We start from the raw sequence: 22,339 nt of genomic DNA, 5'->3' as shown, positions 1-22,339 counted from the left end.
GCTACTCTCCTTTCAGCACTTTAGCGGGTTCGACGCTGACTGCGCGTCGTACCGGAACAATCGCCGCCAGAATGGCGACCAGTAAAGACAATATGAGGGTGATGGGCAGCACCGGCAGACGCAGCGAGATCGCCGCGTTAAATACCGTCAGTCCCAACAGTTGCGCCAGCAGATAACCCAACAACCAGCCGCACACCACGGCCGCAAGGGCGATAATGCAGGTTTCCAGCAAGATTTGCCGTACGATGTCGCCATTGCTGGCGCCCAGCGCTTTTTGCAGGGCGAATTCGCGGGCACGCTCGCCGACTATCGCCATCAGGGTGGTATTCACGCACAGGGAAGAGAGCGCCAGAATCACCAGCGAGACCAGTCCCATCAACCCTTTGATCTTATCCAGCACCTGCCCTTCTGAGGCGGAGACTTTACGCACCGGGCGAATCTCCAGATCCGGGTACTGGCTTTGCAGCCGGCTGGCATAGCGATCAACCTGACCGACATCATTACTTACGCTCAACAGGCCGTGGCTGATTTTCCCCGGCTGATGCAGCCAGGCTTGCGCCACGTCGAGGCTGACGATCAGCATGTTGTCCGTGGCGTCGCCAGCTTCGACAATGCCTTTAATCTGCATATTTTTCCGCTGATTATGATCGACCAGCGTGACGTTATCGCCGGGCTGAACGTTGAGGCGCTCCGCCAGCTTGACGCCAATCATCGCGTTGCGATCGTCAAAGCTGACGCCAATCCAGCTGCCCTGAACCTGCCAGTAAGGCACCAGTTTTTGCAACGATTCAAACCAGACGCCGACGATCACCACTTTTTCCAGTTCGGTACGCGCCATGCCGTATAACCACGGACTGGCACCGTGAACCAGCCCCGGCGGTGCGTCATCCAGAATAGTCTGTAGCGCCTGCTGCGGCATACTCGCGCCGTGTCCCGGCCCGATGTAGAAGTTGGCGCCGAAGGTGCGCAACTCTTCACTCATTTTGGTATTGATGTCGAACCAAACCGCGCTCAGCGCCGTCACGATGGTCGCCCCCACCATCAGCGCGGCAAAAACCACGCTAACCCGCTGAAAGCGCAGGCGTAGCGCCCGCCACACCAGCAGCCAGAGCATTGTCTGTTTAGCGGCCATACAGCACCTCCACGGGATAGAGTCGCGCAATGCGCCGCGCCGGGAACCAGGTTCCGATCAGGGCAATCAGCACCGCAACCACCAGCACGCACGGCACCACAATCCAGGCGAAATCAAGCGGCGCGTCGAACAGCATCACGCCAATCGCTTTCGCCAGCCCCCACCCGGCAACGCATCCCAGCGCCCCGCCTGCCAGACCACTGGAGGCGGCTTCGAGGTAGAACAGCAGCATGATCTGCCACTGGCGCGCGCCAAGCGCCTTCATCAGACCGATCTCTTTGGCGCGTTCCATAATGGTGCTGGTCATCAGCGAGGCGATCCCCATTGCCGATGCCGCCAGCGCGGCAATCGTCACCACCGCCATCAACAGCTGAATTTTATCAATCACCACCCCTTCAGATGCGGCGACCTGCCAGACCGGACGCACCTCCGCCCCGGAGATCGCTTCCTCCAGTTGATGGGCGATAGAAGAAACATAAGCAGTGCAGTACCAGAGGTCGTACTCTTCCGCATTGAGCGCATCCAGATTTTCCCGCGCACGGCGTGAAAGCTCATTTTCCGGTACCGTCAGCGCCGAAACACGAATGGCCTGCACCTTGCCGGGCAACCCCAATAGCGTCTGCGCCGTCGCAAGCGGCATCACCAGTTGGTTATCTTCCTCGCCGCCGCTGGAGAGGATCCCGCTGACGGTGACATGAACTGTTGTACCCGCGTTGTTTAGCGCCAGCGTATCACCCGCTTTCCATCCTGTTTGTCGCGCCAGCGCGTGCCCCACCAGCGTTTGCGGTGGACTGTTCTCGCCTTCCTGCGGCCAGTCGCCGGTCACCTGCCAGAACGGGCTGACCGTTTTCTGTCCGGTTTCATATCCCTCTTCATCCGGAATATCGACCGGCTGACTGAAGAACGTCCCGAGAATGCGCACCGCGTTATCGTTAACGGTGACTTCACCGCCCAGCATCGGCGCAAAACCGACAATGTTATTGCGCCAGAAAATATCTTTGATATTCGGTAATTCAGCTTCATCAAGGAAATCCTGCCCCGAGAGCGGATTACTGCTTTCGCTAAACAGCGCAGGCAATGCCGCTTGTCCGGCAGGCTCAATCAGGATGTTCGCGCCGTAGGACTTGAGCTCCCTCGACATTTTGTCACCGATATCGATCGACACCGCCAGCAGCGCCGAGATCAGGCTGGCTGCAAGAAAGACCGTGATAATCGCCAGCCCTTTACGCCGCAGGTTGCGTCCCCAGGATTGTCGTAACATTCGCCACAGCATCGTTACTCCTCCCTCAGTTCCGCAGGAACAAACTGTTCCGGCGTTTTACGAAAACGGTCATAGTTCGCTTCGGAGGAGAAGAACCAGGTCTTACCGCCGTAGCTGTATTTGAAGTCCGCCGAGGTATTGGTCAGCGTTGAACCGTCAACCGGATCGGTCACCTGAATGGTCATCACCGTCGAGAAGTAGTTCACGCCAGCGGCCAGTTCTTTACCGGGGATCACTAACTCTTTTTCATCGTTGTGCCAGTTTTCAATCGGCACTGGATTGCAGCCGCCGGGTTTGCCAATAGAAGGGATAAAAATGTGTACCCCGCAGGCGACGCAAATGACCTGATTGCCTTCCATCACATAGCCCTGATCGCCGCACAGCAGACAGGCATCAAACACCACGCCAAAGCGCAGTTTATCGGGATAACGGTTGATGATGAAAAAGCGCACGGCTTTGCCATCGTCAGCCACCCAGACAAAGCGATGCAGCTTACCGTCCCGCAGTTGTTCAACGGGCAGATGGACACTGCCGTCGCTGGCGAGCGTTACCGGGATGGCTTGCGAAAGCTGCGGCGGCTGAGACGCGACGTTGTCCCACCACAGTTGCCCGGCAATCACCACTACGGCGCAACCGAGGGTGACCAGCCATAGCCGCAGCGCATTACGCCGCTGCGCCAGCGCCAGGCGATGAGCGATCGGTTCTTCTGTTGCCCGCGTCTGCCGGTGAGCGCTCAGTAACGACGGCAGCCAGCACAGCGCCAGAATCAGCAGTAATCCCACCGCCATCCAGTTATAGGCTGGCGCATTATTGGTCACTTTCGCCACAAAGCTCAGCAGCGATTTCGCCAGCGGCAGCACCTGTAGCTTCATCAACAGCAACAGCAAATTACCGCTTAACGGCAGCCACAGCATGACCAGCAGAATGAGGGTGAACGGCCAGTACAGCACGCGGATTCGGCGCAACAGCATGGCGCAAAGCACGCCCGCCAGACAGAGGATCGCGAAGGCAAGGACCACTGCCGTCAGATTCAGCAGCAGTTCAGTATTCAGGACATGCGTGCTGGTTAAGCCACCGAGATTCGGATCGAGCGCCCAGTGACGCGCTGCGCCAAAGACCAGAATCCCCTGCCACAGATAGCGCACGCGGTTTCCCGCCCACCAGAAGCTGAGCACAAACAGCAGCGTGACCATCACTTCCGTTCCGACCAGTAACAGCTGTACCGGTTGTGAACCGCGCAGCGTCAGTCCTGCCAGCACGCCGACCACCAGGCCAATAAGCAGCGTCCAGCCCAGAGGGCGTAAGGAAGGGGGATCGTTTCGACTCCAGAGAACACCGGAGAGTAGCGCGATGCAGAAAAAGACCTGTAGCGTGGTGACGAAAAAGTAACTCATGACATCGACTCAGAACAGCGGATTGACTCGGCCGGGATGAGTTAGCATCCCGGCGCATCGGTTTTCTTAGTTCAGACCGACGTATTTAAATTCGTAGCTCACATCAAACGGTTTCCACCAGCGACCGACGCCAGTGTCACTGTCGGTGTGACGGTGCATCCCCGCTTTTGACGGCGGTTCAATGTGGTAAGTCACTTTGTAGTTGCCCACGCCCATCATCTTGACGTTCGCGCCATAGTGAGGGCCATCGCTGGCGACCATCGGCATAAACGTCCCTTCTTGTTTTTCACCGGTATCGCTGTTGACCAGGGTGTAGCTGATGGTCAGATACGGGATCCACTCACCTGCGCCAAAGCCGTTTTTACTGCCTTCGACCGCGTGAATATCCGCCTCAAGGTGAATATCGGCTTTGGCTGCCGGTAAGCCCATGCCGCGCGGTTCCATATCAATTGGCTGCAGGTAAACGGCGGCCAGCTCCATTTCATTCATCACGACAGGCTCGCCCGCCGGGTACTCTTTAAAGGCGAACGCTGCCGGTGCGGTGAAAATTCCGGCCATCACTGCGCTGGCAATCAGGGTTTTCTTCATGGTCATCAGACATATCCTCTCGTCTAAAATCACAACTACAGAGTGTTTTTTATTGTTTCCCCGGGAACGGCGCTTTTTCGCCGCATTACCCACAGCGCAAGCAGCGCAGCGAGCAGCAATACTGCCTGCGGTAACAGCGTTTCCACATAGGGATAAATCCCCAGCCAGCTGATTTCCGTGAAGCCGTTAATCAACGTTGGCTGGAACAGTTTGCCTTCCACCAGTTCCAGCACGCCTTTGCCCGCAAACACGAAGGCCATCAGGTACATGAAACTGCCGGTAAACATAAAGAAGGGTTTCAGCGGCAAACGCACCACCGAATAACGCATGACCAGCCACGCCGCCAGTAACACGACACAGCCAATAACAAAGCCCGCGCCAATCGCCATGTGTCCGGCGACATCTTTGGCATCGCCGATCAGGGCGTAGTAGAACAGAACCGTTTCGGCACCTTCGCGATAGACCGCGAGGAAACTGGTCAGCCACAGCCCCACCAGCGACCCTTTCGTCAGCGAGTGAGACAGCTTGCCTTCCAGCCAGGCCTTCCAGTGTCGGGCTTCCACTTTAGACAGCAGCCAGTAGCTCATGAAGAACAGCATCACGACCGCAATCAACATCGTGATGCCTTCCAGCAGTTCCCGGCTGGCGCCTGAGTTGGTGAACAGCAACTGGAAAATCACGGCGGTGATCACGCTGGCGACCAGGGCGACGATTACCGACTGGCGAATCAGCGGCAGCTTATCCTGATGATTGTTTTTCACCATGTAGGCGACAATCGCCGCCACGATCAGCAGGGCTTCCAGCCCTTCACGAACAATGATCATCAGGCTGTAAAGCAGCAGGCTCCACTGCGTCTCTTCTCCTTCGCCAAGCATCGTCACCGCTTTTTGCAGATCCTGCTCGAGCGCGCTCGCTTCTGACTGGAGTCTTTCTGCCGGCTGACCGGCCTTCATCAAGCTGACCAGACGGGTGAAGTAGGCTTCCAGCGTGGTTTTGAACGCCGAATCACGGGAGCCGATTTTGTTTTCCATGCCGCTGGCTTCGAAGCGATCGAAATAGCTGTCCTGAACATCCAGAATGGCATTCTGCGCCTCGCCGCGTTGATAACGTGCAATGGCGTCCTGAATGCTCTGATTGATTCCACTGGCCACTTCACCCCAGTTCGTGCGCGAACTCCCCTCCTCCACCGCCGGAGCGTTGTCCGCAGTTTGTGGAGCCGCAATCTGCTGATCGTCGCGGGTCGTCGGTAAGCCAGGCAGAATATCCTCGATATCCTGTAACAGCGTGGTGACCTGATAAGAGACGTCGTTGAGGCGATCCGGTTGGGCGGCAAGGGCAATCAGCGCGGAAAACTGTTGATTGATGGCGGCGGCATCTTTGGCCGAACGATTCTGCCTGACCGACATTTCCATCTCAGAGTTTTTGAATCCCTGATAGTGCGCCTGCTGAACGTGCTGACTGGCCGTAGCGTAGTTCCCGGCCTGATAGTCATTCACCGCCTGGGCCAGCAGATCGTCGATAATACGGAAGCTCTCTTGCCAGTGGACAGCGATATCCGCTCGGGTGAGCGCGCTGTGCTGCTCTTCCGCCACCAGTCGGTGCCCGCCATCCAGCACCGGTTCAACCTCGCGCAGCGAGGCTTTCAACCAGTCGATTCTCGACTGCACATCAGCGAGCGGTTTTTTCTCGCCAATCATCCGCCGGATTTCACCGAAGGCGCTCTCCATTTCGTAACTTTTACTGGCGGAAATGTTAATGCGGATGGGACCTTCGAGATTTTCGAACACCTCAAAGTAGGCCATTTGTACCGTACGGCGCGCCTCATCGGTTTGCTGCTGAGAATAAAGTTCTGCTGTTTTATCAAGACGTTGCTCAATATCTTCAATAAACGGAGCATAGTTTGTCGCGGCCCATACGCTAACGCTTATGAGCAGACTGAAGAGAGTCACCAGCAGTGAGAGGCAAAACTTACGCACGATACGCACCAAAAGAACACAAATGATAATTATTATCATTATCGATTTTTGCTGACGTTGTACATGACCTGGATCATAAAAATGTCAACGGGTGACAACTTATGTAAATTTATTTCATCGATATGTGATGGAGGGCGAAATCTGACGGCGGGTAATACACCGCCCTACCGTCAGGAATTGAATGACGACGTTGCGTAAATCCGCAAAAAATTAATGATACTGCGCCTACTGGCTTAAAGTAAATTATCCGCAGGCGCACATCATTCAGCGATACAACATCTCCGGGTCTTGTTTCAGTCGCTGCAAAAATGGGCCATAACCCTGCTCGCTGATCCAGTAGTTAATACTCTTCTCAACGCCCGTTGACGTCAGCGTCGCACCAGAAATACCATCAACGGTATATTCATTATGCTTCCCTGATGTCTCCTGAACTATTTTCAACGCCGGCGTTCCATTATCATCAGCCACTTTTTTCCCCGGCCATTGTTGACGCCAGTTTTCATCTTTCACTCTGGCCCCCAGAAATGGCGTCTCTCGCTGCTGATAATAATACAGATTGTTCACCGTACGGCCGTCCAGTCCCAAAGAGAGAAATGCGTGCATCATCGATTTCGCCCCTTTGCCCGAAACAGGAATGATAACCTGCTGAATCTTATTATACTTATCTTTTACCAGGTAAACTTCCGCCAGCGAACAGCGCTGACGAATCTGTGCAGGGTCCTGCTCTGGAGTGAGTTTTTTACATCTCTGTGCGGCCGTTTTATCCGTCACCCACTCGCCGGAATCCAGATTTACTGTGCGCACGATAATCGAACGCTGATACAGGTTATCTCGCGATTTTTTATCCTGAGAATCCGTCTTAAGTAAGCCCGCCGCCTGTAAAACAGCGGCATTTTTTTCTTCTGCCGTCGGCTCCGTCATTTCCCCCTGAAAAAGCATAAACCAGGCGATCGCAATCAGAAAAATAAGGACACAAAGCACCATCATTGATGCAATAATAATTTTACCCTTGCGCATTTCTTTATAATCCCTGTAAGCATTAACATCGTTATATCGCTACATGATATGCCATCACTCCTCGTCATTTGCAATAATAAAAACCGCGAAAATATAGATTCAGCCCCGTTTACTTTTCGCCTTAATATTTGAATCGTATATTGTTACGGCTATTTCATGGTGTAAAAAAACCGGGTTTCCCCGGTTTTGACTCAACTGATTTTCGCCCACCCTAGCCGCAGGAGCATTCCCCAGTAGCTGGTCCAGCCGCTGGTAGTGGAAACCACCTGCCCTTTTGATACCACGATCAGCGTGGGGGTGACGCTGATATCCCAACTGCGGGAAAGGGCACCACTGGCATCGTTGACCACGGGAAAAGAGATCCCTTTGCGCGCCAGCCAGCGCGTGAGCGTCTGTTCATCTCCCGAACGCAGCGCAATGGTCAGCACATTCTTCCCTTGCGCCTGCAAGCGGGCAACGTCCGGTGTGGTATAGCGGCAAACGCCACACCAGGTGGCCCAGAAATAGATGAGTAGCGGCTCTTCCTCACTTAATGCCGCCAGCGTCACCCGTTCGCCATCCAGCGTATAAAGCGGTGTACTGTCGAAAGCCGTCGGTGCCTGTGGCGCGCGCCAGGCATCCATCAGCCACATTCCACCAGCCAGCAGGAGCAGAAAAATCACACCTTCAGGCAGCCAACGCCGCAACTTACTGACCATTTGCCACCGCCAGTTTTTCTTTGACGATCTCCTCAAGGACTTCCCAGGAGACAGCACCGGGGATCAGTTCATCGCCAACGATCGTCGCCGGCGTTCCCTGAACGCCAACGAGTCGCGCCAGTTGCAGATTGGTGCTCAGCGTTTCATTGCTTTTTTCATCCAGTATGACCGGACTGGCAGCCGATTTTTGCTGCGCCTGCTTAATGCTGACGTCAGTGTGATACCCCCTCTTTTGCATCAGCTTTTCATGCAGCGCGAGGAACTGCTGTGGATGCTCGCGCCAGGTGGTGAGCGCCGTCCGCGCAGACAGCACCGAGCTTTCGCCTTTAAACGGCAGCGGTTTGATAATCACCGCCACGTCCGGGTATTTCGCCACCAGTTTCTCCAGCAGCGGATCAAGCTGTTTGCAGTACGGACAGTTGTAATCGGTAAAATTCACCAGCGTCAGTTTTGCCTGTTTTGCGCCAATGCGCGGACTGGCCGGATCGTTAAACAACGCCTCCTGAATGAGGGCTTCAATCTGTTTTTCCTGCTCCGGGGTAAACGGCGCGGCTTCTTTGGCGTGGCTGAACGCGCTGAACAGGGTAAATAACAGGATGATCAGGGATTTCATGGCGTTTCTCCTTTCGCTTCAGCCAGCGTTTCTAACAGACCGTCGCGCGTTAATAACGTTGGCAGCGCCTGACCTTTCGGTAAGCCCGGGCCATAAATTTGGTTATATGGAACGGCAACCTGGCCGCGTGATTTCAGAAATGCCGTAATGTCATCAGACCGCAATGTCCAGTCGCCGCGCAGAGCCACCACATCCGGTTGCTGTAGCGCCGTCTGCACCGCGTCGGTGTTCAGCACGTTATATTTATTGACCTTGCAGGTAATGCACCAGTCGGCGGTCACATCGATAAATACGCGCTTATGCTGCGCAAGCGCGTCAGCGATCGCCTGCTCGCTCAGCGGCTGCCAGCGGACACTCTCTTTCGCCGCACTCTGAGGGGTAAAACCCAGATGAGGCAGAAGCAGCGTTGCCAGCCAGAGGGCCGAACCGAGCATCATTAAGCCGAGCAGGCGTCGCAGTCCGTTCATCCAGCGTCCCGGTCGCGGCAGACGAAGCGCCAGACCCGGACGCAGTGCGACCAGCAACCACGGCAGGCTCATCCCGACGCCGAGCGCGAAGAAAAGCCCCCATAGCACGGGCAGCGATGCCGTCAGCGCCACCGCCACGGCCGTGCCGAGAAACGGCGCACTGCACGGTGTTGCCAGCAGCGTGGCGAATGCGCCTTGCCAGAAATGCCCTGCCAGACCGTTGCCGCCGTAAGTCGCCAGTCGGGTGGTCATTGATGACGGCAAGCGAAATTCAAACAGGCCGAACAGACTGGCGCTGAAGGTCAGCATCACCAGCACCATCGCACCAATAAACCACGGATTCTGGAACTGGATACCCCAGCCCAGCGCCTGATTGCTCAGTCGTAGTACGGTCATCAGTAATGCCAGCGCCATGAAGGAGATCAAAATCCCGCCGACCGACGCGAGGAACTGCCGTCGTATCTGTTGGCGGTTTTTCTCCTCAACGAGCAAAATCGAACCCAGCTTCATCCCCAGCACCGGCAATACGCAAGGCATCAGGTTGAGGATCAGTCCGCCCGCCAGCGCCATAAGGACCACCTGCCAGAGCGGCAACCCGGCGGTATCCGCCGCCGGTGCATCACCAACGGTAAGCTGGCTCTCCTGCGCCACACCGTTATCCGCCAGCACCAACGTGAGCGATTTGCCGCGCAGATTCGGCGCCCCTTCCCCCCAGCTATCGTGAACCGGCACCGTCGCGTGAAGTTTTTCGCCATCGACCCGGATCAAGGGTTTAGCAAAATCCGAGTCCTCTACGCTATCGAGGAACAGCGCGGGTGCGGTCCAGCCACCGCGGCGCTGCGCCTCGATCACCAACTCGCCGTCACGCGCACCGGCGATCAGGGTTTGCGTCAGACCTTGCGCCAGGGGCACGCGTCCCATCGCCTGAGCATAATCATGTGCAAATCCGGCATCCTGTTGAGAGGCCGTGAGCGAAAACGGGTAGTCGGTCAGCAAACACACGTTGCTACAGGTAGAGAGCGTAAGCACACCGGCAATGCGCTCGGGAGTGTCTCCCCGGACGGTCAGCGGAAACGTGACCTGTTGGTGATAGCCCTGGGTGGTAATACCGGCGACGTCAAAACGGGCCGGTGTCGGCCAGAACCAGTCCACCGCTGGCATCTCTCCTTGCCAGGCGATGGCAGGCGCAACGCCGCCTTCCCCCGGCGAGCGCCAGTACGTCTTCCAGCCGTTTTCCAGTTTGACGTCGATCAGCAGACGGGTTTCCCCCTGTGCTGACGTATCGGCGCGCAGTCGCACGCTGGCATGGTCGTTCTCCGGGGAACGCAGCCAGCCGCTCTCTGCCGCCCACGATGTGGGCAGCCAGAGTAATAACAGGCAGATCAGTCCCTGCCTGAAGGCATACATCATAATTTTTCTCCATGAATGATTAACTTACTGTACGAAACAGCCGGTCTGTCATTCGCGGAAAACGCAGAATCTGAGATGGACCCGAAGTCTGGGGGGAGAAATAACGCGTTGTGGGAAGAACGGTAAGCGTACCGTCCTGAGCGGCGTTAACAAGGCAAGAAGTATGCAGAGCGCGAGGAGCGCGCCTTCAAAGACGACCGGTGGCGCGGCAAGCAGCGATTTCGCACTGAGCTCGCACGGGGTCACGGGGGACGTTTCATCTGTCACGGACGTCGGCGATGCCGTCGCCGCGATCGCGGTTGTCTCCATCTGCAACGCATGCAGGCCCGCCATGCGCTGCGCGGTACAGACCATCACCACGACACATGCCAGGCAGAGGAACCACCATCCCATCCGTTGACGTTTCGCCATTACACCCTCACTCATTGACGCGAGTTATCTTAGCGGCTGGCGTGTTTTACGCAACCTCTGGGCTGTAAAGTTATGTTGTCTCGCTGGTTGGCATTCATCCTCGACAGGATTACCCTACACTTACCGGTGACACCTTTTATGGGATCCCTTCAGCCTGTATTGATTAACCCGAGAGAACGCTATGGAATTAAAGGATTATTACGCCATCATGGGCGTGAAACCGACGGACGATCTCAAGACTATCAAGACCGCTTACCGCCGACTGGCCCGCAAATATCATCCCGATGTCAGTAAAGAACCCGATGCCGAAGCCCGCTTTAAAGAGGTCGCCGAAGCCTGGGAAGTGCTGAGCGATGAGCAGCGACGCGCTGAATACGATCAGCTCTGGCAACACCGCAATGACCCGCAATTCAACCGTCAGTTCCAGCAGGGCGAGGGTCAGAGTTACAACGCCGAAGACTTCGACGATATCTTCTCCTCTATTTTTGGTCAGCATGCGCGTCAGTCGCGCCAGCGCCATGCCAGTCGTGGACATGATATTGAAATTGAAGTCGCGGTTTTTCTTGAAGAAACGCTCGCTGAACACAGCCGAACCATTAGCTATAACCTGCCGGTCTACAATGCGTTTGGCATGATTGAACGTGAGATTCCCAAAACCCTGAACGTAAAAATTCCGGCGGGCGTCGGCAATGGTCAACGCATTCGTCTGAAAGGCCAGGGGACGCCGGGTGAAAACGGCGGACCAAATGGCGATTTGTGGCTGGTGATCCACATCGCGCCGCATCCCCTGTTTGATATCGTTAACCAGGATCTGGAAATTGTGGTGCCGCTCGCCCCTTGGGAAGCCGCGCTGGGCGCAAAGATTGCCGTCCCCACGCTCAAAGAGAGCATTCTGGTCACCATTCCCCCCGGCAGTCAGGCCGGACAACGTTTACGCATCAAAGGTAAAGGTCTGGTCAGTAAAAAACAGACCGGTGATTTGTATGTCGTGCTGAAGATCGTGATGCCGCCGAAACCGGATGAACGTGCGACTGCGCTGTGGCAGCAACTGGCAGAGGCACAGTCAGGATTTGATCCGCGCAAAGATTGGGGGAAAGCATAATGGCTAACGTCACCATTACTTTTACAGTTACCGAGTTTTGCCTGCGCACCGGCGTGACGGAGGAAGACCTGAACGAAATCGTGGGTCTGGGCGTCATCGAACCTTACGCCGAAACGACGGACAGCTGGCAGTTCGACGATCATGCGGCCACCGTGGTACAACGCGCCCTGCGGTTACGTGAAGAACTGGCGCTCGACTGGCCGGGGATCGCCGTCGCACTCACGCTACTGGAAGAGAACGCGCGTTTACGTCAGGAAAACCGCCTGCTACGACAGCGGCTTGCGCGTTTTATTACTCATCCATAAGTATTGGGCAGCGTAAGCTGCCCAATTATCAGGCAATGATATAAATCAACGCTGGCTCAACGGGATAGCCGTACGATAGTAGCATTCAAAATGCCACTTTATGGAAGTCAGAAGGCAATGAGCGAAAAAAGCAGAAAGCGCTGGCAGCGCCGCCCTGGGACAACGGGCGGAAAACTGCCGTGGAACGACTGGCGTAATGCCTCCACCTGGCGCAAAGCCACGCAATGGCTGCTGATGGCGATCAATATTTATATTGGCGTGACGTTTTACTACTGGGTGCGTTATTACGAAACTGGCGGAACCAGTCTGTACGTTCCCCGACCTGGCGGCATTGAAGGTTGGCTGCCCATCGCGGGCCTGATGAACCTGCGCTATACGCTGGAAACCGGCATCCTTCCCCCTGTTCACGCCGCCGCCATGCTCCTGCTGGCCGCGTTTATGCTGGTCAGTCTGTTGCTCAAAAAGTCGTTCTGCTCGTGGCTGTGCCCGGTTGGTACGTTGTCCGAGCTTATCGCCGATGTGGGTAAGAAATTATTCGGTCGCAACTTTGCGCTACCTCGCTGGCTCGATATCCCTCTGCGTGGCCTGAAATATCTGCTACTGGCCTTTTTTCTCTACATTTCACTGTCGATGCCGGCGCAAGGTATTCAGTATTTTTTAATGTCGGCATACGGGATTATTATCGATGTGAAGATGCTCGATTTCTTTCGCAATATCGGCACAGTCACCCTGCTGAGCGTCGCCCTTCTGGTGGTCATAAGCCTGTTCATTCGCAACGCGTGGTGCCGTTATCTGTGTCCCTATGGCGCCCTGCTCGGGCTGCTTTCCCTGCTCTCACCGTTCAAAATCCGCCGCAATGCGCAAAGCTGTATTGACTGCGGAAAATGTGCCAAAAACTGCCCGTCGCGGATCCCGGTGGATAAGCTGATTCAGGTGCGAACGGTGGAATGCACCGGCTGCATGACCTGCGTGGAATCCTGCCCGGTGGCTTCAACGCTGACATTTTCCCTGCTGACGCCAACGGGAAATGCTGAAACACGGCGAGGAACGTTATCGGGTATGGCGATGACGCTGCTGGTACTCGGCATTATGTTTGCCATTATCGCATTCGCGATGCTGATGGGCGTCTGGGACAGTCCGGTGCCAGAGCAGCTTTACTTCCGTCTGATTCCTGAAGCAAGGATGATCGGGCATTAACAGATACCGGATGGGCCTGCGCACCATCCGGTTGTTGACCATCACTCCGGTTTCTTGTCTTCGCTGATGCCATCCTCGATAAAATCTTTATCGAGTTCTTCGGCATTCCCCTCGTGATCGCGTCCGGAAAGAATGTTCCAGCAGGCGATAAACAGCGCGGCAACGAGCGGACCAATGACGAAACCATTGATGCCATAAATCTCCATTCCGCCCACCGTGGTGATAAGAATCAGGTAATCAGGCATTTTGGTATCTTTGCCGACCAGAATGGGGCGCAGAATATTATCCACCAGCCCTACCACCACCACGAAGAAACCGACGATGAAAAAGCCCTGCCACAGTTGCTGTGTCGAAAAGAGATAGATAGCCGCTGGCACCCAGATGATCGCGGAACCCACGGCGGGGATCAGTGACAGAAACGCCATCAGCGCCCCCCACAGAATGCTGCCGTCAATCCCCACAATGTAAAACGCAATTCCGCCCAGCGTCCCCTGCACGATCGCCACCACAACCGTGCCTTTTACCGTCGCCCGGGAGACCGCTGCAAACTTCGCAAACAGGTGCTGCTTAACAAAATTCGACAACGGTAGCGAGTCGAGGATTTGCCGAACCAGAAACGGTCCATCCTTGAGCAGGAAAAAGAGCAGGTAGAGCATGATGCCGAAACTGATCGCGAAACCAAAGGTGCCTTTGCCTATCAGGAAGGCGCTCCCGGCCAGATATTGCCCGCCCTTTAATGCTACATCCGACAGCTTCTGCTGGATTTTTGCGGCGTTATCGAGGGAGTGATCGGCAAGAAACGAACGCGCCCACTCCGGCATATGCGCAAACATACTCGCCACCACTTCCGGGAACTGAGCGTCATTATGCTGCAACTTGTTGTACACCACATTCAGTTCAACGGCGAGTGAGGAGAGGATCAGCATTAACGGGATGAATACGATCAGGCAGATAATACCCAGCGTCAACAAAGACGCCACCCCGTTACGCTCCCCCAATGCCGCACGCAGTTTGTTTTTCACCGGGTAGAAGATAACCGTCAGAATCGCAGCCCATAAGATGGCGGAAAAGTATGGCGACAGCACGTCGAAGAAAGCCCATGTCACCATGGCGAGAAGAAAAAGGAAAAACCCTTTATTCAGTCCGTTAAAACGCATTAGAGGATCCTGTAAACAAAGAAACTCTGTGGACTATAGGACTGATTGCGGATTTTACAAAGCCGACAAGAAGAAAACCGTCAGACAATGCTTCACCTTCAAAATGTGATAGTGCTCATTGTTTCACCAAAAGGAATTGCATTTAGCTCAAGAATAGATCAATCATAATCATATACACGAACACGGTCCGCATATACGAACAAAACGGAGAAAAGATGAGCGCATTCGATTACAGCAACCCGGTAAAGTTTTATTTTGGCGCAGGGAAATTCAATCAGTTAGGCGAGATAGCCGCGAAGCACGGGCAGAACGTATTACTGGTCGTGTCTGACAGCACCAAACACACAGGCCAACTCGAACGGGCGCAACAGGCGCTTTCTGACGCCGGGATTGCCTTTGCTATTTACGATCGCTTTATGCAGAACCCGCTTTCGACACTGGTTGAAGAAGGCGCAGCGCTGGCCAGAGATGAACACTGCGATCTGGTCATTGGGATCGGTGGCGGCAGTGCAATGGATATGGCAAAAGGCATCGCCTTTTGCGCCTGCAATGAAGGCAGTATCTGGGATTACGTGTTTGGCAAAAAACAGGCGCAGCACGCGTTGCCGGTGATATTAATCCCCACCACGGCCGGAACCGGCAGCGAAGCGAACCGGACCGCCGTGTTTACCAATCCGCAAACGCATGACAAAAAAGGGCTGGTTAATCCACTGATCTACCCTGTCGCCGCCATCATCGATCCCGAACTGATGCTGACCCTGCCCAAACGCGTTATCGCTGGTCCGGGCGCTGATGTTCTTTTCCATGCCCTGGAATCTTATATCTCGCGTAATGCAAATCCATTCAGTGAAATGCTGTCCCTGCAGGCCATTCGTCTGCTGGCGAAAAACCTGCCGCGGGTTTACGAGGACGTGAGCTGTCTGGACGCCTGGGAAAAGGTGACACAGGCCAGCACACTCGCGGGAATGGCGATCGACTGTGCGGGAACCACATTACCGCACGCGCTACAACATCCGATGGGCGGGTTGCTGGATGTGGTGCACGCAGAAGGGATTGCCGCGGTCTACCCTGTCTTTCTTGAATACACCTGGTCCGCCTCTCCAGAGAAGTTTGCCGCCATCGCACAAGCCATGGGCGTTAACACACGGGGAATGACCACTGAACAAGCGGCGCAAAGCAGCGTTACCGCCGTCACCGACTTCCTGAAAGGCATCAATATGCTGCCGACGCTGAGCGAACTTGGGGTAAAAGAAGAGCATTTCGACTGGATCATTAATAACGTGCTGACCACGATGAATGTGGTTTTAAACAATAACCCACGCGTGCCTGATGCGAAGACACTTCGCGATCTTTTAACCCGTAGCCTTTAATCGATAAAGGAATAGCCATGTTTATTATTATAGATTCTGGCTCGTCAGCAACACGACTGTATCTTATGGATTCCGGCGACCTCCAGGTCATTGACCGATCGGTTATCCAGACTGGTGTCAATTCCACCATTGACAAGGGAAGCAATGAATTTCTGAAAACGGAGATGGCATCCGGAATAAAGGAACTGCTCAACAGGCACTCACTGTCGACTGAAGAAATTGAATTTATTATCGCCTCAGGAATGATTACATCTAATCTGGGGCTTTACGAAATACCGCACCGGGAAGCACCAGCGGATATTGAACAACTGGCTAAACATGCCGTGCGTTTCGCCGGTAATGCCCTTTTGCCGGTGAATATCCCGGTGATACTGATTCCGGGGATAAAAAATAAAACCACGGCCCAGTGGCAGAACCTGAGTGGCGTCGACCTCATGCGTGGCGAAGAAACGCAGGCCGCAGGCGTATTGTTAGCCTGGAACCCGACATTGCCCTGCACGCTGATTGAACTGGGCTCAACCACTAAGCTGATATCCATCAATGAAAAAGGCGAAATCGCCGGCAGCATCACTTCACTCAGTGGTCAGGTTTATGCCGCCATTCTGAAACAGACATTTGTTGCTGCCAGTGTAGAGAATGCCGAAGACGCCGAATTAGATGAAACAGTTATTGATGCGGCGTACCGCTCTATTACGCAAAGTGGCTTCCTGCGCACCGTATTAATGACGCGCTTCTTACAATTTTCTTTACCCAGTACAGCAGCGCAGAGAAAGTTATTTCTTGAAAGCGCGATGGCCTGCGACGATCTCAAACTGCTGTCAGATGCCCAACACCAGGGATTTAATCTGAACGGTGACGTCTATCTTATTGGGAATGCGTCACGCTGCGCCTTATACCATTATATCTTTTCACATTATGCAGAGCGTAATGCGCATTTCCACATTATTTCCGATGCGGAAAGTATCGATATGCTGGCAATAACCGGAGCGAGCGCCATCGCCCGCGCAATACAAAATAACCCGCAGTAAGGTGAAAACAAGATGACCATTATTACCATCGATACCGGGACCACCAATACCCGCGTCTGCGCCTGGCAGGACGGAACATTACTGGCTGAAGCGGCGCGTTCCGCAGGCGTTCGCGACACCGCCATTACCGGCAGCACGGCCACGTTGATGCAAGGCGTCAGCGATGCCGTCCAGGAGGTAAAGCAAAAAGCCGGCATCCCTCGCGACGCGAAGGTAATTTACCTCTCCGCCGGGATGATTACCTCCAACGTGGGTTTATGTGAGATCCCCCACCTTGTCGCTCCCGCCGGGTTAAAAGAACTGGCGGAGGGTATGACCCCCGCGCATCTGCCAGAGATTAGCGATGACCCCATCTGGTTTGTTCCTGGCATACGCAATCACAAAGACGCCGTCTCACTCGATAACGTCGAGCAGATGGACATGATGCGTGGCGAAGAAACGGAAGCGATTGGCGTACTCAGTAGCCTTGATATCCGTGGGCCAGCGTTGATTATTTTACCGGGGTCGCATTCCAAATTTGTCAAAATTGATGCGCAGAATCGCATCGAAGGCTGCGTGACCACCATGGGCGGTGAGCTTCTGGAAGTGATTACCCGGCACACGATCCTGGCCAGCTCGTTGCAGCATCAATTCGCGACCGACATCGACAGCCCGTCGTTATTACAAGGGGCCCGCCAGTGTCTGCAGACCGGGCTTTCCCGCACCTGTTTCTCGGTTCGCGTGCTGGACATGTTTGCTTCCTTATCGCTGAACCAGAAAGCGAACGTACTGCTCGGCGCCGTCTTGCAGGATGATCTTCAGGCCGTCAAAAACAGTCGGGCCTTTGACTGTCCGCCGGATACGCACATTGTGGTGTGCGGTAAAGAGGTTCTTAAATTCGCGTTCGCCACCTTAATCGATCATGACCCGTGGTTTAACGGAAAAATAACCGTCGCGCCGGAAAATAAATCCTTATCGGCAGAGGGATTACTGGCGTTGGCGAAACGGAAAAACATTATTTAACTCCTTTGTACCCTACAAAAATAAAGGTTTACGTTATGAACACAACCGTAAAAGAAAGTGCCGTAGTCAAAAAAAGAGGCGGTAAAAGATGGTTTGTTGTTTTCCTCTTATTAATCGGCGGGATAATTAACTATCTGGATCGCGCGAGTTTATCCATCGCCGCGCCCGATATGATGAAAGAACTGAATCTGTCTAACACGGATATTGGGCTTCTGGGATCGGTATTCGCGTTAATTTACGCATTGTGCCAACTCCCGGCCGGTTTTCTGGTTGACCGCTTTGGTCCTAAGAAAGTATATGGTTGGGCCGTCGCATTATGGAGCGGCGCCACGATGCTGACGGGGGCATGCAGCAATATGATGACCCTGATTTTCGCACGCGGAATTTTAGGCATTACCGAAGCCCCCTGCTGGCCCGGCGCGGCCAAAATCACGGCCTCATGGTTCCCTAAGAAAGAGCGTGCGCTGGCGACAGGCTTCTGGGATGCTGCGTCGAAATGGGGCCCGGCCATTGCTCCGCCGATTCTGGTGGCCATTATCGTACCTTTTGGCTGGCGTTCTTTATTTTATATTGCCGGTGCCATTGGCCTGGTCTTCGTGGTGTTCTTTATTTTTGCTTATCACCAGCCGGAAAAACACCCGAGTATCACTAAAGAAGAACTGGATTATATTAAGGAAGGCGGCGGTGGCACCGCAGAAAAACTGACCGGTGATGCAGAGAAAATCAGTTGGGGCGGTTTATTCAAATACCGTTGCATCTGGGGGATGATATTAGGCTGGTTTTGCTATGTGTGGATGATGAATATTTTCACCACATTCCTGCCGCTTTATTTGATGAAAACTCAGAACATTCAGCTTAAAGAGTTAGGGATCTATGCCAGTATTCCTTATTTCGGCGGTATTGTCGGCGCCATTATGGGGGGATACATCTCCAAATGGTTAATCGATAAAAATATCTTTACCGACTCACTGAAAGCAAAACGCGTCACCATCAGTATCTCTGCGTTACTCGCGGGTATTGCGGTCATTGCCGTGCCGATGGTGGATGGCCTATTTGCCACATTAACGCTGCTGGTGATTGCAATGGCGCTGCTTTCCGCGCTCTCCGCAACCGGCTGGGCGCTGCCTGGCGACGTTGCCCCCTCCTCCATGGTGGCGTCAGTCGGCAGTATCCAGAACTTCGGCGGCTATTTTGCCGGATCGCTCTCCCCCCTTGCCACTGGCCTGATTGCTGATGTCACTGGCTCTTACACCCTGGCCTTCGTCAGCGGTGGGATCATCGCGGCCTGCGCCGCACTGTGTTACTGGTTCATCGTAAAAGAGCCGGTAAAAGTAGAAGAATAATACCGTCAGGGGGGAAATCTCCCTGACTTTTTACAGAGGTTATCAATGATTAAACATCGCGTTATTCACGCTATAGAACAGACCGGACTGATTGCCATCGTGCGCGGTATCGAGCCTGAATCTGTTTTGCCTTTGGCTGAAGCGTTATATGCAGGTGGCGTTGAGGTAATAGAGGTGACGTGCAATTCCACGCGTTATCTGGAAAGCATCACTGCGCTAAAAACGAAAATGGGAGACAAGATGAAGGTGGGTGCCGGTACCGTCATCAATCCCGTGATGGCGCAACTGGTGATCGATGCCGGCGCTGATTTTGTGTTGTCGCCCGATTTCAATCCCGACGTCATCTCTATGGTCCATGAGAAACAACGACTGATGATTCCGGCGGTGATGACGCCATCCGAAATCCTCCAGGCCTGTCGCCTTGGCGTGGATCTGCTGAAGCTTTTTCCGGCAAACAGCCTGGGCATCGATTATCTGAAAGAGATCCAGGGACCGCTGGATAATCTCGCGCTGATCCCGGTGGGTGGTATCACGCTTGAAAATACAGCAAGCTTTGCCCGCGCGGGCGCGTTTGCGGTCGGCGTCGGCAGTGCGCTGACAAACAAACAGTGGGTAAACGATGGCGAATGGGAAAAAATCACCCGACAGGCCGAGGCATTTATCCGGGCTTTTCGCGATAACAAGCCGCGGTAAATGACCCCGGCGCATTGCCTTGCGCGTTTTTCCTTCATTGTGTTCATGAAGTCCGCCTGGCTATACTGCGGCTCATTAAAACTACAGTGAGGGAAGAACGTGTCTGAGAAGATTAACCGCTCTGTCGCGCGGGCACTGGAAATCATGGAGCTGATTGCGCAGAGCAAAGAAGATCTCACCATTTCAGAGATCAGCAAATTTCTGGCCATCCCGAAAAGTACGACTTTCGATATTCTGTATACCCTTCTGGAAAAAGGATATCTGGAACAGACCAGCGAAAAACAGAAAACGTTCAGGCTGGGCATGAAACTGTTCCAGACCGGCGCTCACTATCTCGACAGAACGCCTTTTCGCGATGTCGCCCACGCCACGCTGGAAAATCTGGTTGAAACCGCAGGCGAAACGGCCTTCCTTGCGATTCTCAATAAGGATGAGCTGGTGTACCTGGACAAGATTGAAAGCCCCAATTCCGTCAGAACCTCGGCGCGTATTGGCTCCAGTAACCCGCTGTACTGTACGGGGCTGGGTAAAGCCATTCTCGCCACTCTGCCCGATGACGAGGTACGCGCCATATTAAAACGAACCGGTGGTCTGCAACCGGTTACCCCCTATACCATCACGGATGAAGCACAGTTTATGTCTATACTCGCCCAGGCCAGACAGCAAGGTTATGCGGTTGATGACAGAGAACATAACAGCGAAGTCTTTTGCCTCGCAGCGCCGGTGTACAACCTCCACGGACACGTTAGCGCAGCCATCAGCGTCGCCAGTTTATTTTCTAAAGTGAAGGACGATCGGCAAAAAATAGAGCAACTGGGGAGAATGATCTCAGCCGCTGCGCTGGAGCTTTCACACCGAATCGGCTATCGGGGTAATTCACTCTATGTGAGTGAATAAGTTGATGGACGGTTTTACCTGACAGAATCGACCTGTACGCTGAGACCGTAAGGTCGAGTCTTCTCCACGCCAGTGTGGAAAGGAAGGCCGGAATCTGTTGTCCGGCCCGCAACCAGCCTCTGAAAGCTCGGTTTGTTACTGATAACGCGCCACCAGGTCCTTAACCATTACGGCATACGTTTGTTGCTTAAGTTGCACAATCTGCTGTTCCGTCACTGTGTCTGCAGTTGCCTTCTGTCCTGGCTGCGGAGTCAGCATTTTGGTCTCATAATTGGAGGGTGACCAGGTGGCCCAATCGCCACTCGCGACATCCACCAGCGTGAAACGCACCAGATAGCGCAGCGATGTGCTGTCAGGCTGTTTCCCTGCTTTATAATCCGACCAGACCATGCTTTTGGACGCGGCATCAAATCTACCGGACTGCAACGTCTCCTGATAAACGATAATCGCTTTCTGATGCCCTTTCGCCGCAATGTAACGTAGCGCCTGCATCCAGTTAGTATTCTCAGCAACCGCTGCGTCCTGGTTCTCGTCTTTGCTTTTGTCTTTACTACAGATCGCTTTTTTTTGCCTGTCCGGGATGCCGGAGAACATCGCGACCGTGTAATAGCGGCTCATTTCCTGTTGCATGACCGCCTCTGGCGCCCGATTGCCGGACTGTACCAGAATGACGGGTGAGTTCAGCGGTACGCGAAAATTGTCCTCTGCCAGTGCCGCCTGAATATCGTCTTCAGAGACCGCCAGCGTGGTTTCATTGCCGAAAATATCTTTGTCCGTCAGCCAGGAGGGTGACGTCGTATTTCGGCTGGTACTCTCCGCCTGCAATGTGGTTTTCTTCGCATCAATGGGTGAGTGCGAGGCACAACCCACCAAAATAGAGAGGGTTACACACGACAATATTATTGACCTGAAATCCATTTTATCCGGTCCCTTATCTAAACCTACAAGATTCTGAATGGCAGAAATAATTATATACCTGAAGGGCCTCACCACAAAACGGGATTTACCCTTTTCAATTATTCACAAAATAAATATTTATAAATTTTTTATAACCTCCGTTTTTATATTGTTGAGAATCTATGCAGATTCACACAATGACTGACTCACATTCATTTCATTATTAACATGAGAAAAACACGATGCTCATTGCTAAATTATCGTCTATCCAGTTGAAATTAGATAAAATAATCGCCACGAACATAACGTATTACGGATGCCATATCAAAAAAAGATGATATTTCACTTTGCCCGAATCGCTAAAGTCACTGATAATGCGCC

General features: G+C 53.9%; 21 protein-coding genes. 9 read left to right on the top strand and 12 right to left on the bottom strand.

Annotated elements, in window-relative coordinates:
* Position 1 precedes the first annotated feature (1 nt).
* From AL479_RS18470 to AL479_RS18425, 10 genes are all read right to left on the bottom strand, one after another.
* Complete coding sequence (locus AL479_RS18470; protein ID WP_061077123.1) at positions 2-1,132, bottom strand: ABC transporter permease; 1,131 nt, start codon at positions 1,130-1,132, stop codon at positions 2-4.
* Complete coding sequence (locus tag AL479_RS18465; RefSeq protein WP_105291782.1) at positions 1,122-2,405, bottom strand: ABC transporter permease; 1,284 nt, start codon at positions 2,403-2,405, stop codon at positions 1,122-1,124. The genes AL479_RS18470 and AL479_RS18465 overlap by 11 nt, the downstream gene beginning before the upstream one ends.
* Before the next feature lie 2 nt (positions 2,406-2,407).
* Positions 2,408-3,787 (bottom strand): Fe-S-containing protein, encoded by a 1,380-nt coding sequence (locus AL479_RS18460; protein WP_061077122.1) that lies wholly within the window; start codon positions 3,785-3,787, stop codon positions 2,408-2,410.
* A gap of 66 nt (positions 3,788-3,853) precedes the next feature.
* Entirely contained in the window at positions 3,854-4,381 is a 528-nt protein-coding gene (locus AL479_RS18455; protein WP_042319779.1) for an iron transporter, read from the bottom strand.
* Between the two features lie 29 nt (positions 4,382-4,410).
* Complete coding sequence (locus AL479_RS18450) at positions 4,411-6,351, bottom strand: FTR1 family iron permease (RefSeq protein ID WP_061078011.1); 1,941 nt, start codon at positions 6,349-6,351, stop codon at positions 4,411-4,413.
* 264 nt (positions 6,352-6,615) lie between these two features.
* Positions 6,616-7,368: an NADH:ubiquinone reductase (Na(+)-transporting) subunit C gene (nqrC, locus tag AL479_RS18445; protein WP_061077121.1), complete on the bottom strand. Its 753-nt coding sequence runs from the start codon at positions 7,366-7,368 to the stop codon at positions 6,616-6,618.
* Positions 7,369-7,559: 191 nt separating this feature from the next.
* Positions 7,560-8,066 carry a protein disulfide oxidoreductase gene (locus tag AL479_RS18440; protein WP_061077120.1) on the bottom strand — a complete coding sequence of 169 codons (507 nt, stop codon included), beginning with the start codon at positions 8,064-8,066 and terminating at the stop codon, positions 7,560-7,562.
* Positions 8,056-8,679 (bottom strand): DsbA family protein, encoded by a 624-nt coding sequence (locus tag AL479_RS18435; RefSeq protein ID WP_061077119.1) that lies wholly within the window; start codon positions 8,677-8,679, stop codon positions 8,056-8,058. Before AL479_RS18435 ends, AL479_RS18440 begins: the two co-directional genes overlap by 11 nt.
* A complete protein-coding gene (locus AL479_RS18430; RefSeq protein WP_061077118.1) occupies positions 8,676-10,556 on the bottom strand; it encodes a protein-disulfide reductase DsbD domain-containing protein in 1,881 nt (626 codons plus the stop codon). Before AL479_RS18430 ends, AL479_RS18435 begins: the two co-directional genes overlap by 4 nt.
* Positions 10,557-10,604: 48 nt before the next feature.
* Positions 10,605-10,967 carry a hypothetical protein gene (locus tag AL479_RS18425; RefSeq protein ID WP_061078010.1) on the bottom strand — a complete coding sequence of 121 codons (363 nt, stop codon included), beginning with the start codon at positions 10,965-10,967 and terminating at the stop codon, positions 10,605-10,607.
* Between the two features lie 181 nt (positions 10,968-11,148).
* Here AL479_RS18425 and cbpA point away from each other — a divergent pair, with 181 nt between their 5' ends.
* The 3 genes from cbpA to AL479_RS18410 all read left to right on the top strand — a co-directional run bounded on the left by cbpA (position 11,149) and on the right by AL479_RS18410 (position 13,571).
* Entirely contained in the window at positions 11,149-12,069 is a 921-nt protein-coding gene (cbpA, locus tag AL479_RS18420) for a curved DNA-binding protein (RefSeq protein WP_105291780.1), read from the top strand.
* Positions 12,069-12,374 (top strand): chaperone modulator CbpM, encoded by a 306-nt coding sequence (gene cbpM, locus AL479_RS18415; RefSeq protein ID WP_061077117.1) that lies wholly within the window; start codon positions 12,069-12,071, stop codon positions 12,372-12,374. The genes cbpA and cbpM overlap by 1 nt, the downstream gene beginning before the upstream one ends.
* A gap of 117 nt (positions 12,375-12,491) precedes the next feature.
* A complete protein-coding gene (locus AL479_RS18410; RefSeq protein ID WP_061077116.1) occupies positions 12,492-13,571 on the top strand; it encodes a 4Fe-4S binding protein in 1,080 nt (359 codons plus the stop codon).
* Positions 13,572-13,612: 41 nt separating this feature from the next.
* Here the strand turns inward: AL479_RS18410 and AL479_RS18405 are convergent, their stop codons facing one another.
* Positions 13,613-14,728 (bottom strand): AI-2E family transporter, encoded by a 1,116-nt coding sequence (locus AL479_RS18405; protein WP_061077115.1) that lies wholly within the window; start codon positions 14,726-14,728, stop codon positions 13,613-13,615.
* A gap of 215 nt (positions 14,729-14,943) precedes the next feature.
* Between AL479_RS18405 and AL479_RS18400 the strand changes: the two genes are divergently transcribed.
* From AL479_RS18400 to AL479_RS18375, 6 genes are all read left to right on the top strand, one after another.
* Positions 14,944-16,098 carry an iron-containing alcohol dehydrogenase gene (locus AL479_RS18400; protein WP_061077114.1) on the top strand — a complete coding sequence of 385 codons (1,155 nt, stop codon included), beginning with the start codon at positions 14,944-14,946 and terminating at the stop codon, positions 16,096-16,098.
* 17 nt (positions 16,099-16,115) lie between these two features.
* Positions 16,116-17,126 carry a 2-dehydro-3-deoxygalactonokinase gene (locus AL479_RS18395; RefSeq protein ID WP_061077113.1) on the top strand — a complete coding sequence of 337 codons (1,011 nt, stop codon included), beginning with the start codon at positions 16,116-16,118 and terminating at the stop codon, positions 17,124-17,126.
* A 12-nt stretch (positions 17,127-17,138) separates the two neighbouring features.
* On the top strand, positions 17,139-18,128 hold the full coding sequence (locus tag AL479_RS18390; RefSeq protein ID WP_061077112.1) for a 2-dehydro-3-deoxygalactonokinase: 990 nt from the start codon (positions 17,139-17,141) through the stop codon (positions 18,126-18,128).
* A gap of 35 nt (positions 18,129-18,163) precedes the next feature.
* Complete coding sequence (locus AL479_RS18385; protein ID WP_042319813.1) at positions 18,164-19,471, top strand: MFS transporter; 1,308 nt, start codon at positions 18,164-18,166, stop codon at positions 19,469-19,471.
* Positions 19,472-19,516: 45 nt separating this feature from the next.
* Positions 19,517-20,164, top strand: a complete 648-nt coding sequence (locus AL479_RS18380) for a bifunctional 4-hydroxy-2-oxoglutarate aldolase/2-dehydro-3-deoxy-phosphogluconate aldolase (protein ID WP_061077111.1) — start codon at positions 19,517-19,519, stop codon at positions 20,162-20,164.
* A 99-nt stretch (positions 20,165-20,263) separates the two neighbouring features.
* Entirely contained in the window at positions 20,264-21,061 is a 798-nt protein-coding gene (locus AL479_RS18375) for an IclR family transcriptional regulator (protein ID WP_061077110.1), read from the top strand.
* Positions 21,062-21,196: 135 nt separating this feature from the next.
* On the opposite strand, the gene AL479_RS18370 is transcribed toward AL479_RS18375, so the two are convergent.
* Positions 21,197-21,979, bottom strand: a complete 783-nt coding sequence (locus AL479_RS18370) for a hypothetical protein (protein ID WP_061077109.1) — start codon at positions 21,977-21,979, stop codon at positions 21,197-21,199.
* Positions 21,980-22,339: the final 360 nt, after the last annotated feature.

It is taken from the genome of Citrobacter amalonaticus, assembly GCF_001559075.2.
Lineage (GTDB): Bacteria > Pseudomonadota > Gammaproteobacteria > Enterobacterales > Enterobacteriaceae > Citrobacter_A > Citrobacter_A amalonaticus_F.
The sequence above is the reverse complement of the archived record's forward strand: the minus strand, read 5'-3'. Positions and strand labels throughout refer to the sequence as shown.

What these genes read in the sequence shown, in the direction of transcription:
- AL479_RS18395 (WP_061077113.1), top strand. Translation starts at nt 16,116, where the DNA reads ATGTTTATTATTATAGATTCTGGCTCGTCAGCAACACGACTGTATCTT.
- nqrC (WP_061077121.1), bottom strand. Translation starts at nt 7,368, where the DNA reads ATGCGCAAGGGTAAAATTATTATTGCATCAATGATGGTGCTTTGTGTC.
- AL479_RS18460 (WP_061077122.1), bottom strand. Translation starts at nt 3,787, where the DNA reads ATGAGTTACTTTTTCGTCACCACGCTACAGGTCTTTTTCTGCATCGCG.
- cbpM (WP_061077117.1), top strand. Translation starts at nt 12,069, where the DNA reads ATGGCTAACGTCACCATTACTTTTACAGTTACCGAGTTTTGCCTGCGC.
- AL479_RS18385 (WP_042319813.1), top strand. Translation starts at nt 18,164, where the DNA reads ATGAACACAACCGTAAAAGAAAGTGCCGTAGTCAAAAAAAGAGGCGGT.
- AL479_RS18405 (WP_061077115.1), bottom strand. Translation starts at nt 14,728, where the DNA reads ATGCGTTTTAACGGACTGAATAAAGGGTTTTTCCTTTTTCTTCTCGCC.
- AL479_RS18410 (WP_061077116.1), top strand. Translation starts at nt 12,492, where the DNA reads ATGAGCGAAAAAAGCAGAAAGCGCTGGCAGCGCCGCCCTGGGACAACG.
- AL479_RS18425 (WP_061078010.1), bottom strand. Translation starts at nt 10,967, where the DNA reads ATGGCGAAACGTCAACGGATGGGATGGTGGTTCCTCTGCCTGGCATGT.
- AL479_RS18380 (WP_061077111.1), top strand. Translation starts at nt 19,517, where the DNA reads ATGATTAAACATCGCGTTATTCACGCTATAGAACAGACCGGACTGATT.
- AL479_RS18435 (WP_061077119.1), bottom strand. Translation starts at nt 8,679, where the DNA reads ATGAAATCCCTGATCATCCTGTTATTTACCCTGTTCAGCGCGTTCAGC.
- AL479_RS18430 (WP_061077118.1), bottom strand. Translation starts at nt 10,556, where the DNA reads ATGATGTATGCCTTCAGGCAGGGACTGATCTGCCTGTTATTACTCTGG.
- AL479_RS18370 (WP_061077109.1), bottom strand. Translation starts at nt 21,979, where the DNA reads ATGGATTTCAGGTCAATAATATTGTCGTGTGTAACCCTCTCTATTTTG.
- AL479_RS18465 (WP_105291782.1), bottom strand. Translation starts at nt 2,405, where the DNA reads ATGCTGTGGCGAATGTTACGACAATCCTGGGGACGCAACCTGCGGCGT.
- cbpA (WP_105291780.1), top strand. Translation starts at nt 11,149, where the DNA reads ATGGAATTAAAGGATTATTACGCCATCATGGGCGTGAAACCGACGGAC.
- AL479_RS18440 (WP_061077120.1), bottom strand. Translation starts at nt 8,066, where the DNA reads ATGGTCAGTAAGTTGCGGCGTTGGCTGCCTGAAGGTGTGATTTTTCTG.
- AL479_RS18470 (WP_061077123.1), bottom strand. Translation starts at nt 1,132, where the DNA reads ATGGCCGCTAAACAGACAATGCTCTGGCTGCTGGTGTGGCGGGCGCTA.
- AL479_RS18390 (WP_061077112.1), top strand. Translation starts at nt 17,139, where the DNA reads ATGACCATTATTACCATCGATACCGGGACCACCAATACCCGCGTCTGC.
- AL479_RS18455 (WP_042319779.1), bottom strand. Translation starts at nt 4,381, where the DNA reads ATGACCATGAAGAAAACCCTGATTGCCAGCGCAGTGATGGCCGGAATT.
- AL479_RS18400 (WP_061077114.1), top strand. Translation starts at nt 14,944, where the DNA reads ATGAGCGCATTCGATTACAGCAACCCGGTAAAGTTTTATTTTGGCGCA.